At 54.3% G+C, this 13,972-nt stretch carries 11 protein-coding genes; 7 read left to right on the top strand and 4 right to left on the bottom strand.

Going from position 1 to position 13,972, the window contains the following annotated elements:
* Positions 1 to 25 precede the first annotated feature (25 nt).
* The 3 genes from TURPA_RS09385 to TURPA_RS09375 all read left to right on the top strand — a co-directional run bounded on the left by TURPA_RS09385 (position 26) and on the right by TURPA_RS09375 (position 2,995).
* Positions 26 to 703, top strand: coding sequence for a sensor histidine kinase (locus TURPA_RS09385; RefSeq protein ID WP_014803063.1), 678 nt, complete (start codon positions 26 to 28; stop codon positions 701 to 703).
* A 6-nt stretch (positions 704 to 709) separates the two neighbouring features.
* Positions 710 to 2,452 carry a BamA/TamA family outer membrane protein gene (locus TURPA_RS09380; RefSeq protein ID WP_014803062.1) on the top strand — a complete coding sequence of 581 codons (1,743 nt, stop codon included), beginning with the start codon at positions 710 to 712 and terminating at the stop codon, positions 2,450 to 2,452.
* A gap of 63 nt (positions 2,453 to 2,515) precedes the next feature.
* A complete protein-coding gene (locus TURPA_RS09375) occupies positions 2,516 to 2,995 on the top strand; it encodes a hypothetical protein (protein ID WP_041948437.1) in 480 nt (159 codons plus the stop codon).
* A gap of 45 nt (positions 2,996 to 3,040) precedes the next feature.
* On the opposite strand, the gene TURPA_RS09370 is transcribed toward TURPA_RS09375, so the two are convergent.
* The 3 genes from TURPA_RS09370 to TURPA_RS09360 form a co-directional block, all read right to left on the bottom strand.
* Positions 3,041 to 4,006, bottom strand: a complete 966-nt coding sequence (locus tag TURPA_RS09370) for a diacylglycerol/lipid kinase family protein (RefSeq protein ID WP_014803060.1) — start codon at positions 4,004 to 4,006, stop codon at positions 3,041 to 3,043.
* Entirely contained in the window at positions 4,006 to 4,761 is a 756-nt protein-coding gene (locus TURPA_RS09365; protein ID WP_014803059.1) for an SH3 domain-containing protein, read from the bottom strand. The genes TURPA_RS09370 and TURPA_RS09365 overlap by 1 nt, the downstream gene beginning before the upstream one ends.
* A 115-nt stretch (positions 4,762 to 4,876) precedes the next feature.
* The gene (locus TURPA_RS09360) at positions 4,877 to 5,638 is read right to left on the bottom strand and encodes a phosphatase PAP2 family protein (RefSeq protein ID WP_014803058.1); all 762 of its coding nucleotides are present in this window, start codon (positions 5,636 to 5,638) and stop codon (positions 4,877 to 4,879) included.
* Between the two features lie 153 nt (positions 5,639 to 5,791).
* Between TURPA_RS09360 and TURPA_RS09355 the strand changes: the two genes are divergently transcribed.
* The 3 genes from TURPA_RS09355 (at position 5,792) to TURPA_RS09345 (ending at position 10,763) form a co-directional block, all read left to right on the top strand.
* Positions 5,792 to 6,562: a FecR family protein gene (locus tag TURPA_RS09355; RefSeq protein ID WP_014803057.1), complete on the top strand. Its 771-nt coding sequence runs from the start codon at positions 5,792 to 5,794 to the stop codon at positions 6,560 to 6,562.
* Between the two features lie 164 nt (positions 6,563 to 6,726).
* On the top strand, positions 6,727 to 10,218 hold the full coding sequence (locus TURPA_RS09350; RefSeq protein ID WP_014803056.1) for an efflux RND transporter permease subunit: 3,492 nt from the start codon (positions 6,727 to 6,729) through the stop codon (positions 10,216 to 10,218).
* A gap of 5 nt (positions 10,219 to 10,223) precedes the next feature.
* Complete coding sequence (locus TURPA_RS09345) at positions 10,224 to 10,763, top strand: DinB family protein (RefSeq protein ID WP_014803055.1); 540 nt, start codon at positions 10,224 to 10,226, stop codon at positions 10,761 to 10,763.
* A gap of 15 nt (positions 10,764 to 10,778) precedes the next feature.
* Here the strand turns inward: TURPA_RS09345 and TURPA_RS09340 are convergent, their stop codons facing one another.
* Entirely contained in the window at positions 10,779 to 11,666 is an 888-nt protein-coding gene (locus tag TURPA_RS09340; RefSeq protein WP_014803054.1) for a hypothetical protein, read from the bottom strand.
* A gap of 273 nt (positions 11,667 to 11,939) precedes the next feature.
* Here TURPA_RS09340 and acs point away from each other — a divergent pair, with 273 nt between their 5' ends.
* On the top strand, positions 11,940 to 13,925 hold the full coding sequence (gene acs, locus TURPA_RS09330) for an acetate--CoA ligase (RefSeq protein ID WP_014803053.1): 1,986 nt from the start codon (positions 11,940 to 11,942) through the stop codon (positions 13,923 to 13,925).
* The last annotated feature ends 47 nt before the right edge of the window (positions 13,926 to 13,972 follow it).

The following is a 13,972-nucleotide window of genomic DNA, read 5'->3' as shown; positions in this document are numbered from 1 at the left end:
TCAGCCGCCTATCCGAATTTACCCTATGCTCTCGCTCGCAGAACGCATAGACAGTGCGATTCAGAAGAACCAGTCAATAAAGGTTCGTGCCTATGCACTGCTGCCCGAGACCGAAAAAGACCTCAACCTGATCATTCTGCGCCTCTTGAATAAATACAACAAACTCGACATGACGGCGACGCTCTATACGTGCATTAAAGAACTGGCTGTCAACGGGGCCAAAGCGAACATCAAACGCATTCTGTTCGACGAAGTGAAGATCGACCTCGAAAATGAATCAGATTACCGCCGGGGTCTTGAGATTTTTCGCGACAAACTGACAGACAAGTTCATTAACGAGTACGCGCAAAAAGCGAAAGACCGCGGCCTTTTCGTCGACGTCAAATTCGAATACGACGACGACAAGCTGATTGTCGAGGTTCTGAACAACAGCGCGCTCACAAAACGGGAAGACGAACGCATTCGCGACAAGTTTCGCGACGGTCTGAAATATGACAACATCGGCGAGCTGTATATGGACATGCAAGACAACCAAGAGGGTGCCGGCATGGGTATCGCGCTCATTCTCATGATGCTGAAGTCTGAAGGTGTCGATCCGCATTTTTTCACGATCTATAGCGACTACCAGAACAAAACAATTGCGAAGATCACATTTCCGATGACGCCCAACTTTCAGAGTGATCGCAACGACTTCAAGAAATAACCTGCCGTGAGGCTTCAGCGTTTTCGCGGACTGTGCGCCGCTGCGGCGTTCACGTTCGCGGCGTGCAACGGCAACGACGATGCCGCGCGCCAACTGCCGGCCGACATTGAGGCGATCTTTGACGCGCCCGCCGGCCATGACCAAAAACCCGGACTACTCAGCGAGGCGATCACGATTGGCACGATCACGGTACTCAACCAGACAGTTTTGCCCGAAGACGACTTTTTCGCGCCGCTCGTCAACAACCTGCATTACACAACCACCAAAACCACAATTCGCGACCAGCTGAATTTCGCCGAAGGCAGCACTGTCGAGCGCTGGCAACTCTATGATGCCGAGCGTTACATTCGTATGCTCGACCCGGTGAAACAGGCTAAAATTATCGAAAAGAAAAATGCTGAGACCGGCAAAACTGACCTTACCATCGTCACGCGCGACCGCCTTTCGGCCTATGTGCGCGGCGGCGGTTCGGGCACAGGGGGATATACAAATTTCGGCATGCAGGTCGGCGAAACGAGCCTTTTCGGCCGACTCTACAATGTCGGCGCCGCTTACAGTCGCGAAAACTTTCGCGACTTTATCGGCTTCAGCGCCGGCAAACAGCGCATCGCCGGCACAAAATGGGAGGTCGGCGTCAGCACGCTCGACGGCTTCTCTGATTCGCGCCACAACTACTCGTCGAAGAGCATCGGTATCTCGCACCCGTTCATCGTCGACGGCCAGCGCCATGCGTTCAGCATCGGTGCCGGTTATTCGCAGGGCGTGCTCTACGAATACCTGGGTTCGGGCATTCGTAACGGTGTGAACACAGCGAACGGTCAGCCCTTCGGCCTCATCTATCGTGCGCGCACTGAAACTTTCAGTGCAAACTATCTTTACGGTATTGGCACCAAAAACCGTATCGAGTTCGGCCCCGGTATTCAGCGTTTCGTGAACAGGTCGTACTTTATAGCTCCGCAAGATCAGTACGTCGTCGGCGACACACCTGAGCTGCAGGTTTCACAACGCTCGAAGGAGTTCTACCAGGTCGAACAGTTTTCGACGCATGCGGTCTCTTTCACCGTGAACACGCGCAACGGCGACTTTGTACCGATGACAGACTTTCGCCGCTACCTGTTCGTCGAAGACCAGTTTGAAGGCTTTCGCACTTCGACCACAGTCAGCCATGCCAACCCGGCGTTCGGCCTGAGCGACCATTACACCCGGCCCGCGTTCGTGGCGAGCTACCAGAAAAATCTGCTGGCAAAAATCTTGCGCATCGAGGCGACAATCGGCCGCTCGGCGGCGTTCTGGCTGAACCGCTATGAAATACCGCGCGACGACAGCTGGCAAAGCGACGTGAGGGGGTTCTGGTTCATGAATTTCGGTACGCTCGCGCTGCGCCAATACACAACCGAGGGCAATAATCTCAGCATCGCGGCACGCAACCAGATCGCCGGCGAGTTCACACGCGGTTTTTACTACGGCTCAATTTCACCGAGCGCGGGCTCGCTCACTTCGTTTGAATACCGTTCGCCCTCGGTGAAACTGCCTTATATACTTCTGGCAGGCGTCGCCTTTTTCGACTACGCCGGCGTCGGCGCGGCGCTGCAGAACCTTACATATCACCCGATCGTCGGTCTTGGCCTGAGGTCGATGCTCTACGAATTCGACAATAACGTTTTCAGGCTCGACTTCGGCTTCAACCTGAACGACGACGGATTAAGTTTTCTCAACGCAATGCAATTTGGTTTGAGTCACGCGTTCTAAGCCTTTCGCTTCGCGAAAGGCTTAGAACGCGTGACACCCTGTAGCGCACAGGTATCCTTTCCCGTGTTCTGGCTGCGGTCTTCTTTACTCTACCTTGGCGTCACCGCGCTCATCGGCGGCGCAATCTGGCTCTTTTGGGGCAAGACGATCGAAACCGAGTGGAAAAAATTCACCGCAGCAAACCCAGAAGTAAAGAAGGCACAGGTTCAGGCTGAGAAGAAGGTGAAAGCGGCTGTGCCGAAAGAAGTCAAGGCACCGCCGGTGCCCGCAAACGCGAAAGCCGAATGGAACAAAGCCAAGAGTGGAGCTGTTACGCTCATTGATTTGCATGCAAACGAAAGCCGGCGCGAGACTGCGGCATCGCTTGCAGCGCACGACCGGCGAACCCTCGAATTAATGGCCTTACTCAGAATCAAGGGGCAGCCCGGTTCTGCACCAGACACGTCACCAACTTCCGCACCACCGGTTAAGGCACCTGCGCCTGAGACTACAAAGCCGCTAAAGAAGCCTGAGAAAAACAAACCCTTGAAGCCAATGATCTAACAGTTTCCTTCTCGGGAAACTGATGGTTAGTCGGGGGAACCACGACTAGTTAGTCGGCGGCACGACGACCTTTATCGCTGCCGGTAAAATCGTAAATTCAGCGGGGCATTCGCCGGGCATTTCGCCGTCTGAATCGATCAGCGCGCGCGATGCCGAACGTATACTCACATGCTTCGCGCGATAGACATTGATGTTCTTCTCGTAAATATGTGTGCCCTTGCGCAGCTTTTGCATTTTGGCGACCATCTCGAGTTTGCTCATCTGCCCGAGCATCACCACGTCGAACAGACCGTCGTCGCATTCGGCGTCAGGCGCGATCTTCATGCCGCTGCCGAAATATTTGCCTAGCGCGACGACGATTCCGTTGTATTCGCCGTCGAACTTCTGCTTCTTGTCGAGCACGATTTCGAGGTTCTTGTTCTTGTAGCCGATGAGGCCCCGAAGCGTGGCTATCTGGTAAGACAAGAACGCTCCCATTTTTTTTCCCTGGCGCTCGAGAATTTCGACGACCTCACCGCCGATACCGACGTCGGCGATGTTGATAAAGACGCGTTTGGTTTTTTTGCCGTTGTTGCCCACAAAGTCAATGAGGCCCGCATCAACCGTGCGCGTCTTCTTGGTTTGCAGAATCTGCAGCGCAATCGCCGACGACCGCGGAATACCCAGAGTCTTCGCATAGTCGCTACCCGAACCGGCGGGCAGAATACCCAGTGCCGGTGCCTGCTTGAGGGGCTTAAGCGCCTTGCCGTTTGCATCGAAAAAGCCAGCGGCAACTTCACTGATAGTACCATCGCCGCCGACGGCGACGACAAGCTCTGCGCCTGCCTTAACCGCCGCGCGCGAGAGTTCAGTTGCATGCTCTTTGCGCTCGGTGTATTGAATTTTTGCATTGCCGTAAATCGACGCAATCTCTTCGAGCAACTGTTTCAGCTGCTTTTCAGATTTGCCGCCGCCGGCCTGAGGATTGACAATGAAGACAGCCGGCTCGCTGCGTTGTTTACGAGCGGCCATTAAGGTGCCGCCGCGCCTTCTGCGGGCGCAGCCTCTGCAGGTGCAGATTCAATTGCAGTCGCCAGTACGTTCTTCGCAAGCGTTGCGAAAGCCGATTTACCGTCGTTCACGATGGTCTCGAGATCTTTTTTACCCTGCGCCTTTTTGGCCGCATCGGCGTCAAAAAACTTACGGGCAGCAGCCTCAAATTCAACCCCTTCGCCGATCGCCACCGGGTCGTAGCTCACACCCGTCAGCTGTGCCCATTGTTGGTCGACGTATTTTAATGTTGGTTTGGGTTGGTCCCATTTTTCATAGACCTTGTAGCCGAAGCGTACCTTCGCCCAATCGCCGCGCTCTTCAACAACAAAACCGACATGGCCCTGCGGCACTGAGGTCAATTTTTTACCAGAGACCTGGTTCACGTTGAAGATGTCGAGATTGCCGGTGACGACAAAGGCCTTGCTCTCAAGGCGCGTTGCATCGACGAAACCTTGCTTGCCGGTTGTGCGCTCGATCTTCGCCCATTCAACTTTTTTCGCCGGGTTTTTCGCATCGGGTACGCTCACGGTTTCGAGCACGGTCACCATTTCGGCGCGGTTGAGCCATTCGCTTGCTTTTGCCGCGTCTGTCTTTTCGTAAAGACCGAGCTGGTATACCGTGTACGCAATGCGCGCCTGCTGGCCCGGCTGTGTTTCTGTTTTCTTTTTACCGCATGCCGCAAAAAGCATGAGGGAGGATATAATCAGTACTGGAATCGATCGCTGCATTTTCATATTGGCGAGCTGAGCGAGGCTTAGATAATCCGTCAATTAAGAATCTGCTGTTTAGGCTTGGGTAGCTTGACTGCCGCGCACTAACGCGAGTGGTAGTGAAGTTACCCAAGAAATTTCAATTGGTCGGTAACACCGGTGCGAAACGGAGTCCCGCCATAAAGAGCAAGCCCGCGATGCCCAAGAAGATCACATACAGATACAGCACCCAGAAAGCAGTGCGCGGCGCAAAAACCAAAGCAGCACCACCGCCCGATTGGATTTCACGCCGAATAACCTTATGAACCAGTACAAAATAGACAGCCAGCGCGATGGCCGTGGCGGCGACTAAATCCGCCAAGAAATGCTGGCGCACCGTGAGCGTCGAAATCGTAATCAGCGTTGCAGCGATAATGCCCCACAGCCCAACACGCGGTGAGAGCTTCACGCAGCAGGCAGCGGCAAAGACTGCGTTCGCAATGTGCAAACTGGGAAAAGCGTTCACGGGTTTGTCGAGAACGTAATTGAACGCAACACCCCAGTAAAAAAAACTCTCTTGCGTCGGCACGCCCGGCCGCGGAACGCGCACCGGAAAAAAAATGAAGAAGGGCAGTGCAATGAAACTTATCAGCAAGAAGCCATAAAAAACACGCGTGAAGATGGCCCGGTTGCTGATCGTGAATACGGGCAAAAAAATAAACACGTACACGAGCGCATAACCCAGAATCGAAAACGGCAAAAACGGAACCGCATCATCGACGAACGTGGCAAGGCTGATGCCCGGCCGGTCGCCGTAGACGATATTGGTCGCTGTGTACATCGGCATCGCGACGGCCACGGCGAGAAGCCCCAGCAGAACATTCTGCTTCAGCGGCGGCATGCGGCGAAAAAAATCAGACATCGGGCCTTTACGCGTGGGGTTAGTTTATACGCTGTAAATCAAAAAGCTGCTTAAAATGCTACCCGACACAGTCGCAAAATTGCGTTACAATCCGTCTCAGTTGGGCAGATGGTGACATGACCTTGCTGAATCCGCAAGTTTGAAGGAGAAATTATGAATTTCGGTTTTGCAATAATCATAACGGTGGCGTTCTGCGTCAGCCCGGCTTTTGGCGCCGAAGACGCTGAGAAACTGCAGGTCATCGAAGTCAAACAGGGCGATACGCTTTCGAAGATTTCCAAAAAATACCTCGAAGACCCGAGCCAGTGGCCGGCACTACTCAAGTATAACAAGATCGCAAACCCGAACCTGATTCAACCGGGCATGAAACTGAAGGTGCCGGCAGACCTGGGCAAAAAACCTTCGGCGGTGGTGATCTACAAATCGGGCAAAGCACAATTTGCACGCGCGCAAGAAAATACCTGGAAAGAAGTTTTCATCAAGCTTGGTCTTTTCTCTGAAGACCAGGTTCGCACTGGGCCGCTCTCGAACGTTCACCTGCAGCTCAGCAACATGACAATTCTGCGCCTGCAACCCGAAAGCTACATCATCGTGAACAAGGTCGATAAGAACGCGAAAGAAACAATTTTCACGCTGCAGCAAGGTCGCCTGCAGGCGCAGGTCGAAAGCATGAAGAAGACGGGCGGCCAGCTCGTGCTGCGAACCCCGGCAGCGGTTGCCGCTGTGCGCGGCACGGTGTTCGAGCTGAACGCCTCTGAGAAAGAATCTGGCCTCGCATGCCATGAAGGTCAGGTGGATGTATCGGCGCAAAAGGTGACTGTTCAGGTGCCGCAAGGCATGGGCACTTATGTCGAGAAGGGCAAGGCGCCCATCAAGCCATTTGCACTGCCCAAACCTCCCGAAATCTCCGCTTCAGATATTTAATCTTTCGATTTCCCCGAACCCCCGGACTTAAGTCCGGGGCTAATGAAAGCTTCTGATATATAATCATTCGTAGGGGTAGGTTTTAACCTACCCCTACGAATAAAAATTAACCGTTTGGTTAATTTTTATGGGCAAAAAATGCCCCGGTGATTATTTTGTTTCTTATGAACATAGCCGCGTTTTCGATCAAGCGCCCGATCTTTATTGCTAGTCTCGTGATTCTGATGCTCGCCACTGGGTGGATATCACTGAAACGCATTGGCGTAGATCTTTTTCCCGATGTGAATATCCCCTTTATTACGATCATGACCACTTACCGGGGCGCGGGCCCTGAAGAGATTGAAACGCTCATCTCGAAGAAGATTGAAGAAGAAGTCGCGTCGATTTCGGGCCTCAAGCGTGTCAGCTCTGACAATATGGAAGGCGTTTCGATGGTCATGTGCGAGTTCTACCTCGGGCAAGATATTAAAGAGGCCGAACAGCAGGTACGCAACAAACTTGGCCGTGCGCGCCGTGACCTGCCCGAAGGCATCGACGAACCGCTGATTCAGCGCTTCGACCCGGCCGACCAGCCGATCGTGCGTCTTTCGATCGCAGCAGATATGCCTGCGGCGAAACTTTACGACTATGTCGAGCAGCGCATTAAACCCCGCTTCGAGCAGGTGCCGAGCGTTGGCGCAGTGCGCATCTCGGGTGGGCAGAAGCGTGAAATTCAGGTCGAAGTCGACCGCACTCTGCTCAACTCAAACCAAATGACCATGACGTGGATTGCGAACAACCTGCGCTCTTATGGTGCGAACGTGCCAGTCGGTAAAAAAGAAAGCGGCGATAAAGAAATCGCGTTTAGAACTCTCGGCCGTTTCGAAACGCTGAGGCAGATTGAAAACACTGTGGTGTCATTCGGGGGCGACGCCGGCAGCGCGCTGCTCTTGAAGCGGGTTGCAAAAGTTTCAGACGGCGTTGAAGACCCAAAATCAAAAGCGTTCTTGTACCTGCCGGTCGAAGAAGACCCGCTCGACCTGAATGGTAAACCGATCGACCAAACCAAGATGGTGCGCGACCGCAAACCCGCACTGCTGATCGACGTCTATAAGCAGTCGAATGCCAACACGGTGGCAGTCGCCGACGGCACGCTGAAACTCGTCGAAAAAATCAACGCCGATCTGCGACCGCCGGCTCTCAAGAACCTGAATGAGATTAAAGACCGACTGCGCAAAGGTGAAAAGGGCGACAAAATTGAACCTCTGTTCAAAGCCATCGCCGAAGATGCCCTCACCAAAGGCGACGCCAAGGTTGCAGAAAAACTTGCGGCGCTGCAGGCTCAGGTGGCCAAATCACCTAAAGCAACCGAGACCGCCGATGCCATTCGTGAACTCAAGAGCGAAATCAAGCGCGCGTCGGCTGCGCCCGAGATTGCACTGATACGCAATACCGCGCAGTGGATCAAGATCAACGTCGACGATGTGAAAGAGTCGATCATTATCGGTATCTTGCTCGCGGTTCTCGTGGTTTACCTCTTTTTGGGCAACTTTCGCTCGACTGTCATTACCGGCCTCGCGCTGCCGAACTCGCTGCTCGGTGCGTTCATTCTGATGCTCGCGATGGGCTTCACGATTAATGTGATTACCCTGCTCGCCCTCTCGCTATCGATCGGCCTTCTGGTCGACGATGCGATTGTCGTGCGTGAGAACATCTTTCGAAAAATGGAAGAAGGCGAGCACCCGGTCAAGGCGGCCGAAACGGGCACGACCGAGGTCTTGCTCGCGGTCATTGCGACGACCGCCACCGTTATCGCGGTATTTTTACCCGTCGGCTTTCTCTCGGGCATGGTCGGGCAGTTCTTGCGCCAGTTGGGCATGACGGTCGTCTTCGCGATGCTCATTTCACTTTTTGACGCGATCACCGTTGCACCGATGCTCTCTGCATATTTCGGCGGGCATGTGCACGATAAACCAAACTGGGTAATTCGCAACTTCAATCGTTTTCAAGACTGGCTCGAGGCAACGTATGCAACGATCATGAAGTTCACGTTGCGCCGACCGCTCGTGACCGTCGGCATCTCTGTCGCCGTCATGCTCGGCAACTGCGCCTCGTGCGGCGCGGTGAAAAAGACGTTTTTGCCGCCGAACACGCAACCTGAATTCTTAATCACTTTCGAAATGCCGCCGGGCACCAGCCTCGAAGGTTCGAAAAAGATGGCTGAAGAAATTGAAACACGTATGCGCAAACTGCCCGAAGTGCACCTCATTGCTTCGGTCGCGGGTTCTTATACGGGTCTTGCCAACAAGGGTGAACTGGGCGTCGTGCTCGTCGACCGCAAATGGCGTAAGCGCGAAACCTGGCAGCTCAAAGATGTTGCCCGCGAAATGCTGAAAGATCTTGCCTATGCGAAAGTCTCGGTGAACGACTATAGTGCGGTAGGGGGTGGAGTGCAATATCCGCTGAACCTGAACGTCAGCGGCGAAAACCTCGAAGAGCTCGATAAATATTCGCAGGTTGTCATGGCCGAACTCAGAAACATCAAAGACCTGAGCGATGTATCGGCCGACTTTCAGTCGGGCAAACCAGAGTACCAGGTGCAGCTCGACCCAGAACGCATGCAGCAGGTGGGCGTCGGCCCGGCTGCGGCTGGTAACGAACTGCGTCTGCACATCGCCGGTGGCGTCGTCGGCAAGTTCTATGACAGCGGTCTAGAATATGACATTCGCATGCGCCTCAAAGAAACGCAGCGTGACCTCAAGGGGGCATTTACCTCAAGCTATGTGCCCAACCTGAGCCAGCCGCCGAGACCGATACCGCTCTCGATTCTCGGCAAAGGTGAGATCAAATCGGGACCTTCGAACATTTCGCGCCAAGACCGCTCCCGTGTGATCAAAATTCACGCGAACCTCGCGCCGGGCGGCGCGATCGGCAATGCCGTCGACGAAGCGAAAAAAATTCTCGATACGAAGATTCCACCGCCGCCCGGTGTGCGCTACATTTTCTGGGGCCAGGCCGAAGACCTGAAAGAACTCATGGAGAACATCGTGCTGTCATTCGGTCTTGCGCTGCTCTTCATCTACCTCGTGCTCGCATCGCTCTACGAGTCTTTCATCACGCCGATCACGATTATCACGGCGATTCCCCCGGCGATTTCGGGCGCGTTCGTCTCGCTCGCGATCTTCAGAGAGCAGCTGAACATCTTCAGTATGATTGGCCTCATTATGCTCATGGGCCTTGTGACCAAGAACTCGATTCTACTCGTCGACTATGCGCTGCAGCACGTGCGCCGCGGCATGTCGCTGAACGATGCGATCTTCGAAGCGGGTAAAGCGCGCTTGCGGCCGATTCTCATGACCTCGTTCGCGATGATTGCGGGCACTTTGCCTCTGGCGCTGGGCCTCGGCGAAGCAGCCAAGCAGCGCACCGCGATGGGTATCGCGATTATCGGCGGATTGATTTTTTCAACGGTTATGACGCTGTTCTTTGTGCCTGCAGTCTTTGGTTACATCGACAGGCTGCGTGAGGCGATTGAACGCCGTTTCAGGCCAGACTACGACATGACCCTGGTCGGCAATCACGCACCGGCGCCAGACCATGAGCCGGCGACTCAACCTGCGTACCAGGCCCCTGCGGCCATAGAGAAGCCGAAAGGTCGTAAAGCGAAAGGCAAATAACCCCGGTGCATGCGACATTCATCAAACTGGCAAAGTATAACCAGTTGATGAATGGAGCGCTGTACGCAGCCGTTGAAACCCTGACCGACGGAAAGCGCAAGGCCGATGCGGGCGCTTTTTTCGGTTCGATTCACCTGACTCTCAACCATATTCTCTGGGCCGACAAGAACTGGCTGCGCCGCTTCATCATTGCCGGCCATGGTTATGGCCGCCTGACTGCGGGCATCTACGAAAACATACAAGACAAGATTTCAGAACACCGTTTCGAAATCCATTCTGATTTTGTGGCGCTGAAGCAAGACCGAATCTCTGTCGATACAAAACTTCTCACGTGGGTCAGCGAATCATTGAGCGACGAACGTCTGCAACAGGTATTACATTATCGTAACGCAAAGAACGAAGACATGTCGCGCACATTTGCCGACGTGCTGACGCATCTGTTCAACCACCAGACGCACCACCGCGGCCAGATCACGACCTTGCTCTCTCAGCAGGGCGTTGATGTCGGCGTAACCGATTACATCGCGCTGAGCGCGGGCTGGTAATGGGCAAACCGCTGCTTAAGCGCCCGCCTTTTCAGCGAGCTCGGCGTGCACAGTTGCCAATAAAGGTTGCGCGACTTTTCGCGTGAGTTCACGCCTTGCGCCTTGCTCGAGTGTGTAGAGCACGATACGCTGCAGCTGCAATGCGTCGCGCTCGGTGGCAAAACTCTTGTCGTCGAGATTAAAATTCACGGCAATCTCGTCTTTAGCTGTGTCGATGCGCGTTATGAAGCCGCATTCAATACGAATCGCCGTCTTGGGCGAGCGCAGGGTCACCTGCAATGCATCTCTGAGTTCGAGATGGCGATAGTGGGTGCCCTCCATTTTTATATTCATGCCGTTGAGGCTGAGATTCACGAGCCGCGCTGTGAGAACTGAGTCGCCAGGTCGGCTAAGATTTTTCACAAACACTCTGAACTCCCCACTTTCTTTTGGCACGACGCGCACATAATGCCGTTCGGGGCGTTCGTGACGGTGAAATAGCGGCAGCGCATGCGCGCGTAAAAATTCAAAGAAGGGTTTTTCGTAGGCCAGATCTTTTTGCACGAGACTCACATCTGCCCGCTGAAAGACCTCTTCGACGCGCGGTGAAAGCGTACGCGTCACCACGACGCTGTTGTGGCTACAGAATGTGTTGATATATTCAGCAAGCCTGCGCGCGGCTGCAACCTGCAGCGGTTCGCTGTGCGCCCGCAGGGTCGGGGCGTAGTGGTCGAATGAATAGACGTATGCGGTTGTGCGACCGTTCAGTTGCGGAAACGCATCAATTTCACCGCCGGTCGCAGAATGCAGGTAGATGTCATGCAGCAAAAGGCGAAACCGCTGCGCCTCAGATAGCAATACCGGCAAACCATACCAGCACAACACTTTCGGTGCAATCTGCACCAGTTCGTTCTGCAGAGCCATGAGCCCCCCTGCGACGGTGGCCTGGTCGGTAATTACTTTCAGAAAGCCGGCCGTCTGCTACATGATACCCCGCCAAAGATTCGCAAGGCCAAAAAAACAGAGAACAAAAGAGTACAAACCTGAACACTGCGTCAAATGTAAGCCAGGTGGATTCAGCACGTTGCTGATTATTGTCGCTTCGCGCGAGGTGCCGCCGTTTTTCTTGACGCGTCTTGCACAGGTGCATGTTTGAACCGCCTGTACAGCAGGCGTTTCAAACCAACAAGGATAACCATGGCAGCCAAAAAACCGACGGTAAAGAAGAAACAAACAGAAGTGATTTTTGATCCGAAAAAAATCGCGCCCGCGCTCGTGAAAACTGCGCACGTCAAGGGAATGGAAGGGTATAAGAAACTCTATAACCAGTCGGTGAAAAATCCATTGGCGTTCTGGGGCAAGGTCGGCAAAGAACAGCTTACCTGGTTTAAACCCTTCAAGCAGGTTTTAAAATCAAACTTTGCCAAGGCAGAAAACCAATGGTATGTCGGTGGCAAGACGAACCTCTGCTACAATGCACTCGACCGCCACCTCACCACCGCGCGCAAAAACAAAGCCGCTATCATCTGGGAGCCCGACAACCCCGCCACACCTTCGCGCACGTTCACATACCAGCAGCTGCATTTCGAAGTCTGCCGCATGGCGAACGTGCTTCAGGCAAACGGCGTCAAAAAAGGCGACCGCGTCACGATCTACATGCCGATGGTGCCCGAGCTCGCGATGGCGACGCTCGCCTGCGCGCGCATCGGCGCCGTGCACTCGATTATCTTCGGCGGTTTTTCTGCCGACTCTATCAAAGACCGTATCATCGACGCGGGTTCTGATTTTGTCATCACCACTGACACAGGCTATCGCGGCGGCAAAGTGATACCAATCAAGGCCAAAGTCGACGAGGCGCTCGAAAAGATGTCGGGCCATGTGCGCAAGGTGCTCGTTGTGCGCCACACGGGCGATCACGTCAACGTCGTCGCAGGCCGTGACATCTGGTGGCACGAAGAAGCCGAAAAGGTTTCGGGGGTCAACAAAGCCGCCGAGATCGATAGCGAAGACCCGCTGTTTCTTCTTTATACCTCGGGCTCAACCGGCAAACCCAAAGGTGTGCTGCACACGACTGGTGGTTATGGTGTTTATGCCTCATTTACCCATAAGATTGTTTTCGACATTCAAGAAAACGACACCTATTGGTGCACGGCAGATCTAGGCTGGGTAACCGGCCACAGCTACATCTTGTACGGGCCACTCATCAATGGGGCAACTTCGCTCATGTTCGAGGGCATACCGACATTTCCCGATGTGAGCCGCTTCTGGAAGGTCATCGAAAAGCATCAGGTTTCGATATTCTACACGGCGCCGACGGCGATTCGTGCGCTGATGCGTTTCGGCGACGAGCCAGTCAAAAAACACGATCTCTCTTCGCTGCGGCTTCTGGGCTCAGTCGGTGAGCCCATTAACCCCGAGGCATGGCTGTGGTACCACCGCACTGTCGGTAGGGGTAAGTGCCCGATAGTCGATACCTGGTGGCAGACAGAAACGGGGGGAATCCTCATTTCACCGCTGCCCGGCGCAACACCGACGAAACCCGGTTCGGCAACGCTGCCGTTCTTCGGTGTGCAGCCGCTTTTGGTCGACAGCGACGGCAAACCGCTCAAGGGCGCAACCGAAGGCAATCTCTGCATTCAGTTTCCGTGGCCGTCGATTATGCGCGGCGTTTATGGCGACAAAGAGCGTTTTTACAACACTTACTTCTCGACGTTCAAAGGTTATTACTTCACGGGTGACGGCTGCCGCCGCGACAAAGACGGCTATTACTGGATAACCGGCCGCGTTGACGACGTCATGAATGTGAGCGGCCATCGCCTCGGCACGGCAGAAGTTGAATCGGCGCTGGTGCTGCACCAAGATGTCGCCGAAGCGGCGGTCGTCGGCTTTCCGCATGATATCAAGGGCCAGGGCATTTACGCGTATGTAATTCTGAAAGAAGGCCGAATACCGAGCGACGATTTGCGCAAAGAACTGATTGCGCAGGTCGCGAAAGAAATCAGCCCCATCGCCAAACCCGATGTAATTCACTTCACGCCGGGGTTACCGAAAACGCGCAGCGGCAAGATCATGCGGCGCATTTTGCGCAAGATCGCGGCGGGTGAAATCGACACGCTGGGCGACACCTCGACCCTTGCTGACCCTGCGGTGGTGGAGATTCTGGTGAAAGACAGGCAGAAATAGAGGCACAAGCGCTGATGGCTATTTTTAAGCAGACTATAGAATAGCCT

Origin of the sequence: Turneriella parva DSM 21527, assembly GCF_000266885.1 — a bacterium.
GTDB lineage: Bacteria > Spirochaetota > Leptospiria > Turneriellales > Turneriellaceae > Turneriella > Turneriella parva.
Note: the sequence above shows the minus strand (reverse complement) of the source record. Positions and strands in the feature narration are given on the sequence as shown.

Coding starts and splice junctions, on each gene's coding strand:
- TURPA_RS09385 (WP_014803063.1), top strand. CDS start 26: ATGCTCTCGCTCGCAGAACGCATAGACAGTGCGATTCAGAAGAACCAG.
- TURPA_RS09370 (WP_014803060.1), bottom strand. CDS start 4,006: ATGGCCGCTCGTAAACAACGCAGCGAGCCGGCTGTCTTCATTGTCAAT.
- TURPA_RS09365 (WP_014803059.1), bottom strand. CDS start 4,761: ATGAAAATGCAGCGATCGATTCCAGTACTGATTATATCCTCCCTCATG.
- TURPA_RS09360 (WP_014803058.1), bottom strand. CDS start 5,638: ATGTCTGATTTTTTTCGCCGCATGCCGCCGCTGAAGCAGAATGTTCTG.
- TURPA_RS09355 (WP_014803057.1), top strand. CDS start 5,792: ATGAATTTCGGTTTTGCAATAATCATAACGGTGGCGTTCTGCGTCAGC.
- TURPA_RS09350 (WP_014803056.1), top strand. CDS start 6,727: ATGAACATAGCCGCGTTTTCGATCAAGCGCCCGATCTTTATTGCTAGT.
- TURPA_RS09340 (WP_014803054.1), bottom strand. CDS start 11,666: ATGGCTCTGCAGAACGAACTGGTGCAGATTGCACCGAAAGTGTTGTGC.
- acs (WP_014803053.1), top strand. CDS start 11,940: ATGGCAGCCAAAAAACCGACGGTAAAGAAGAAACAAACAGAAGTGATT.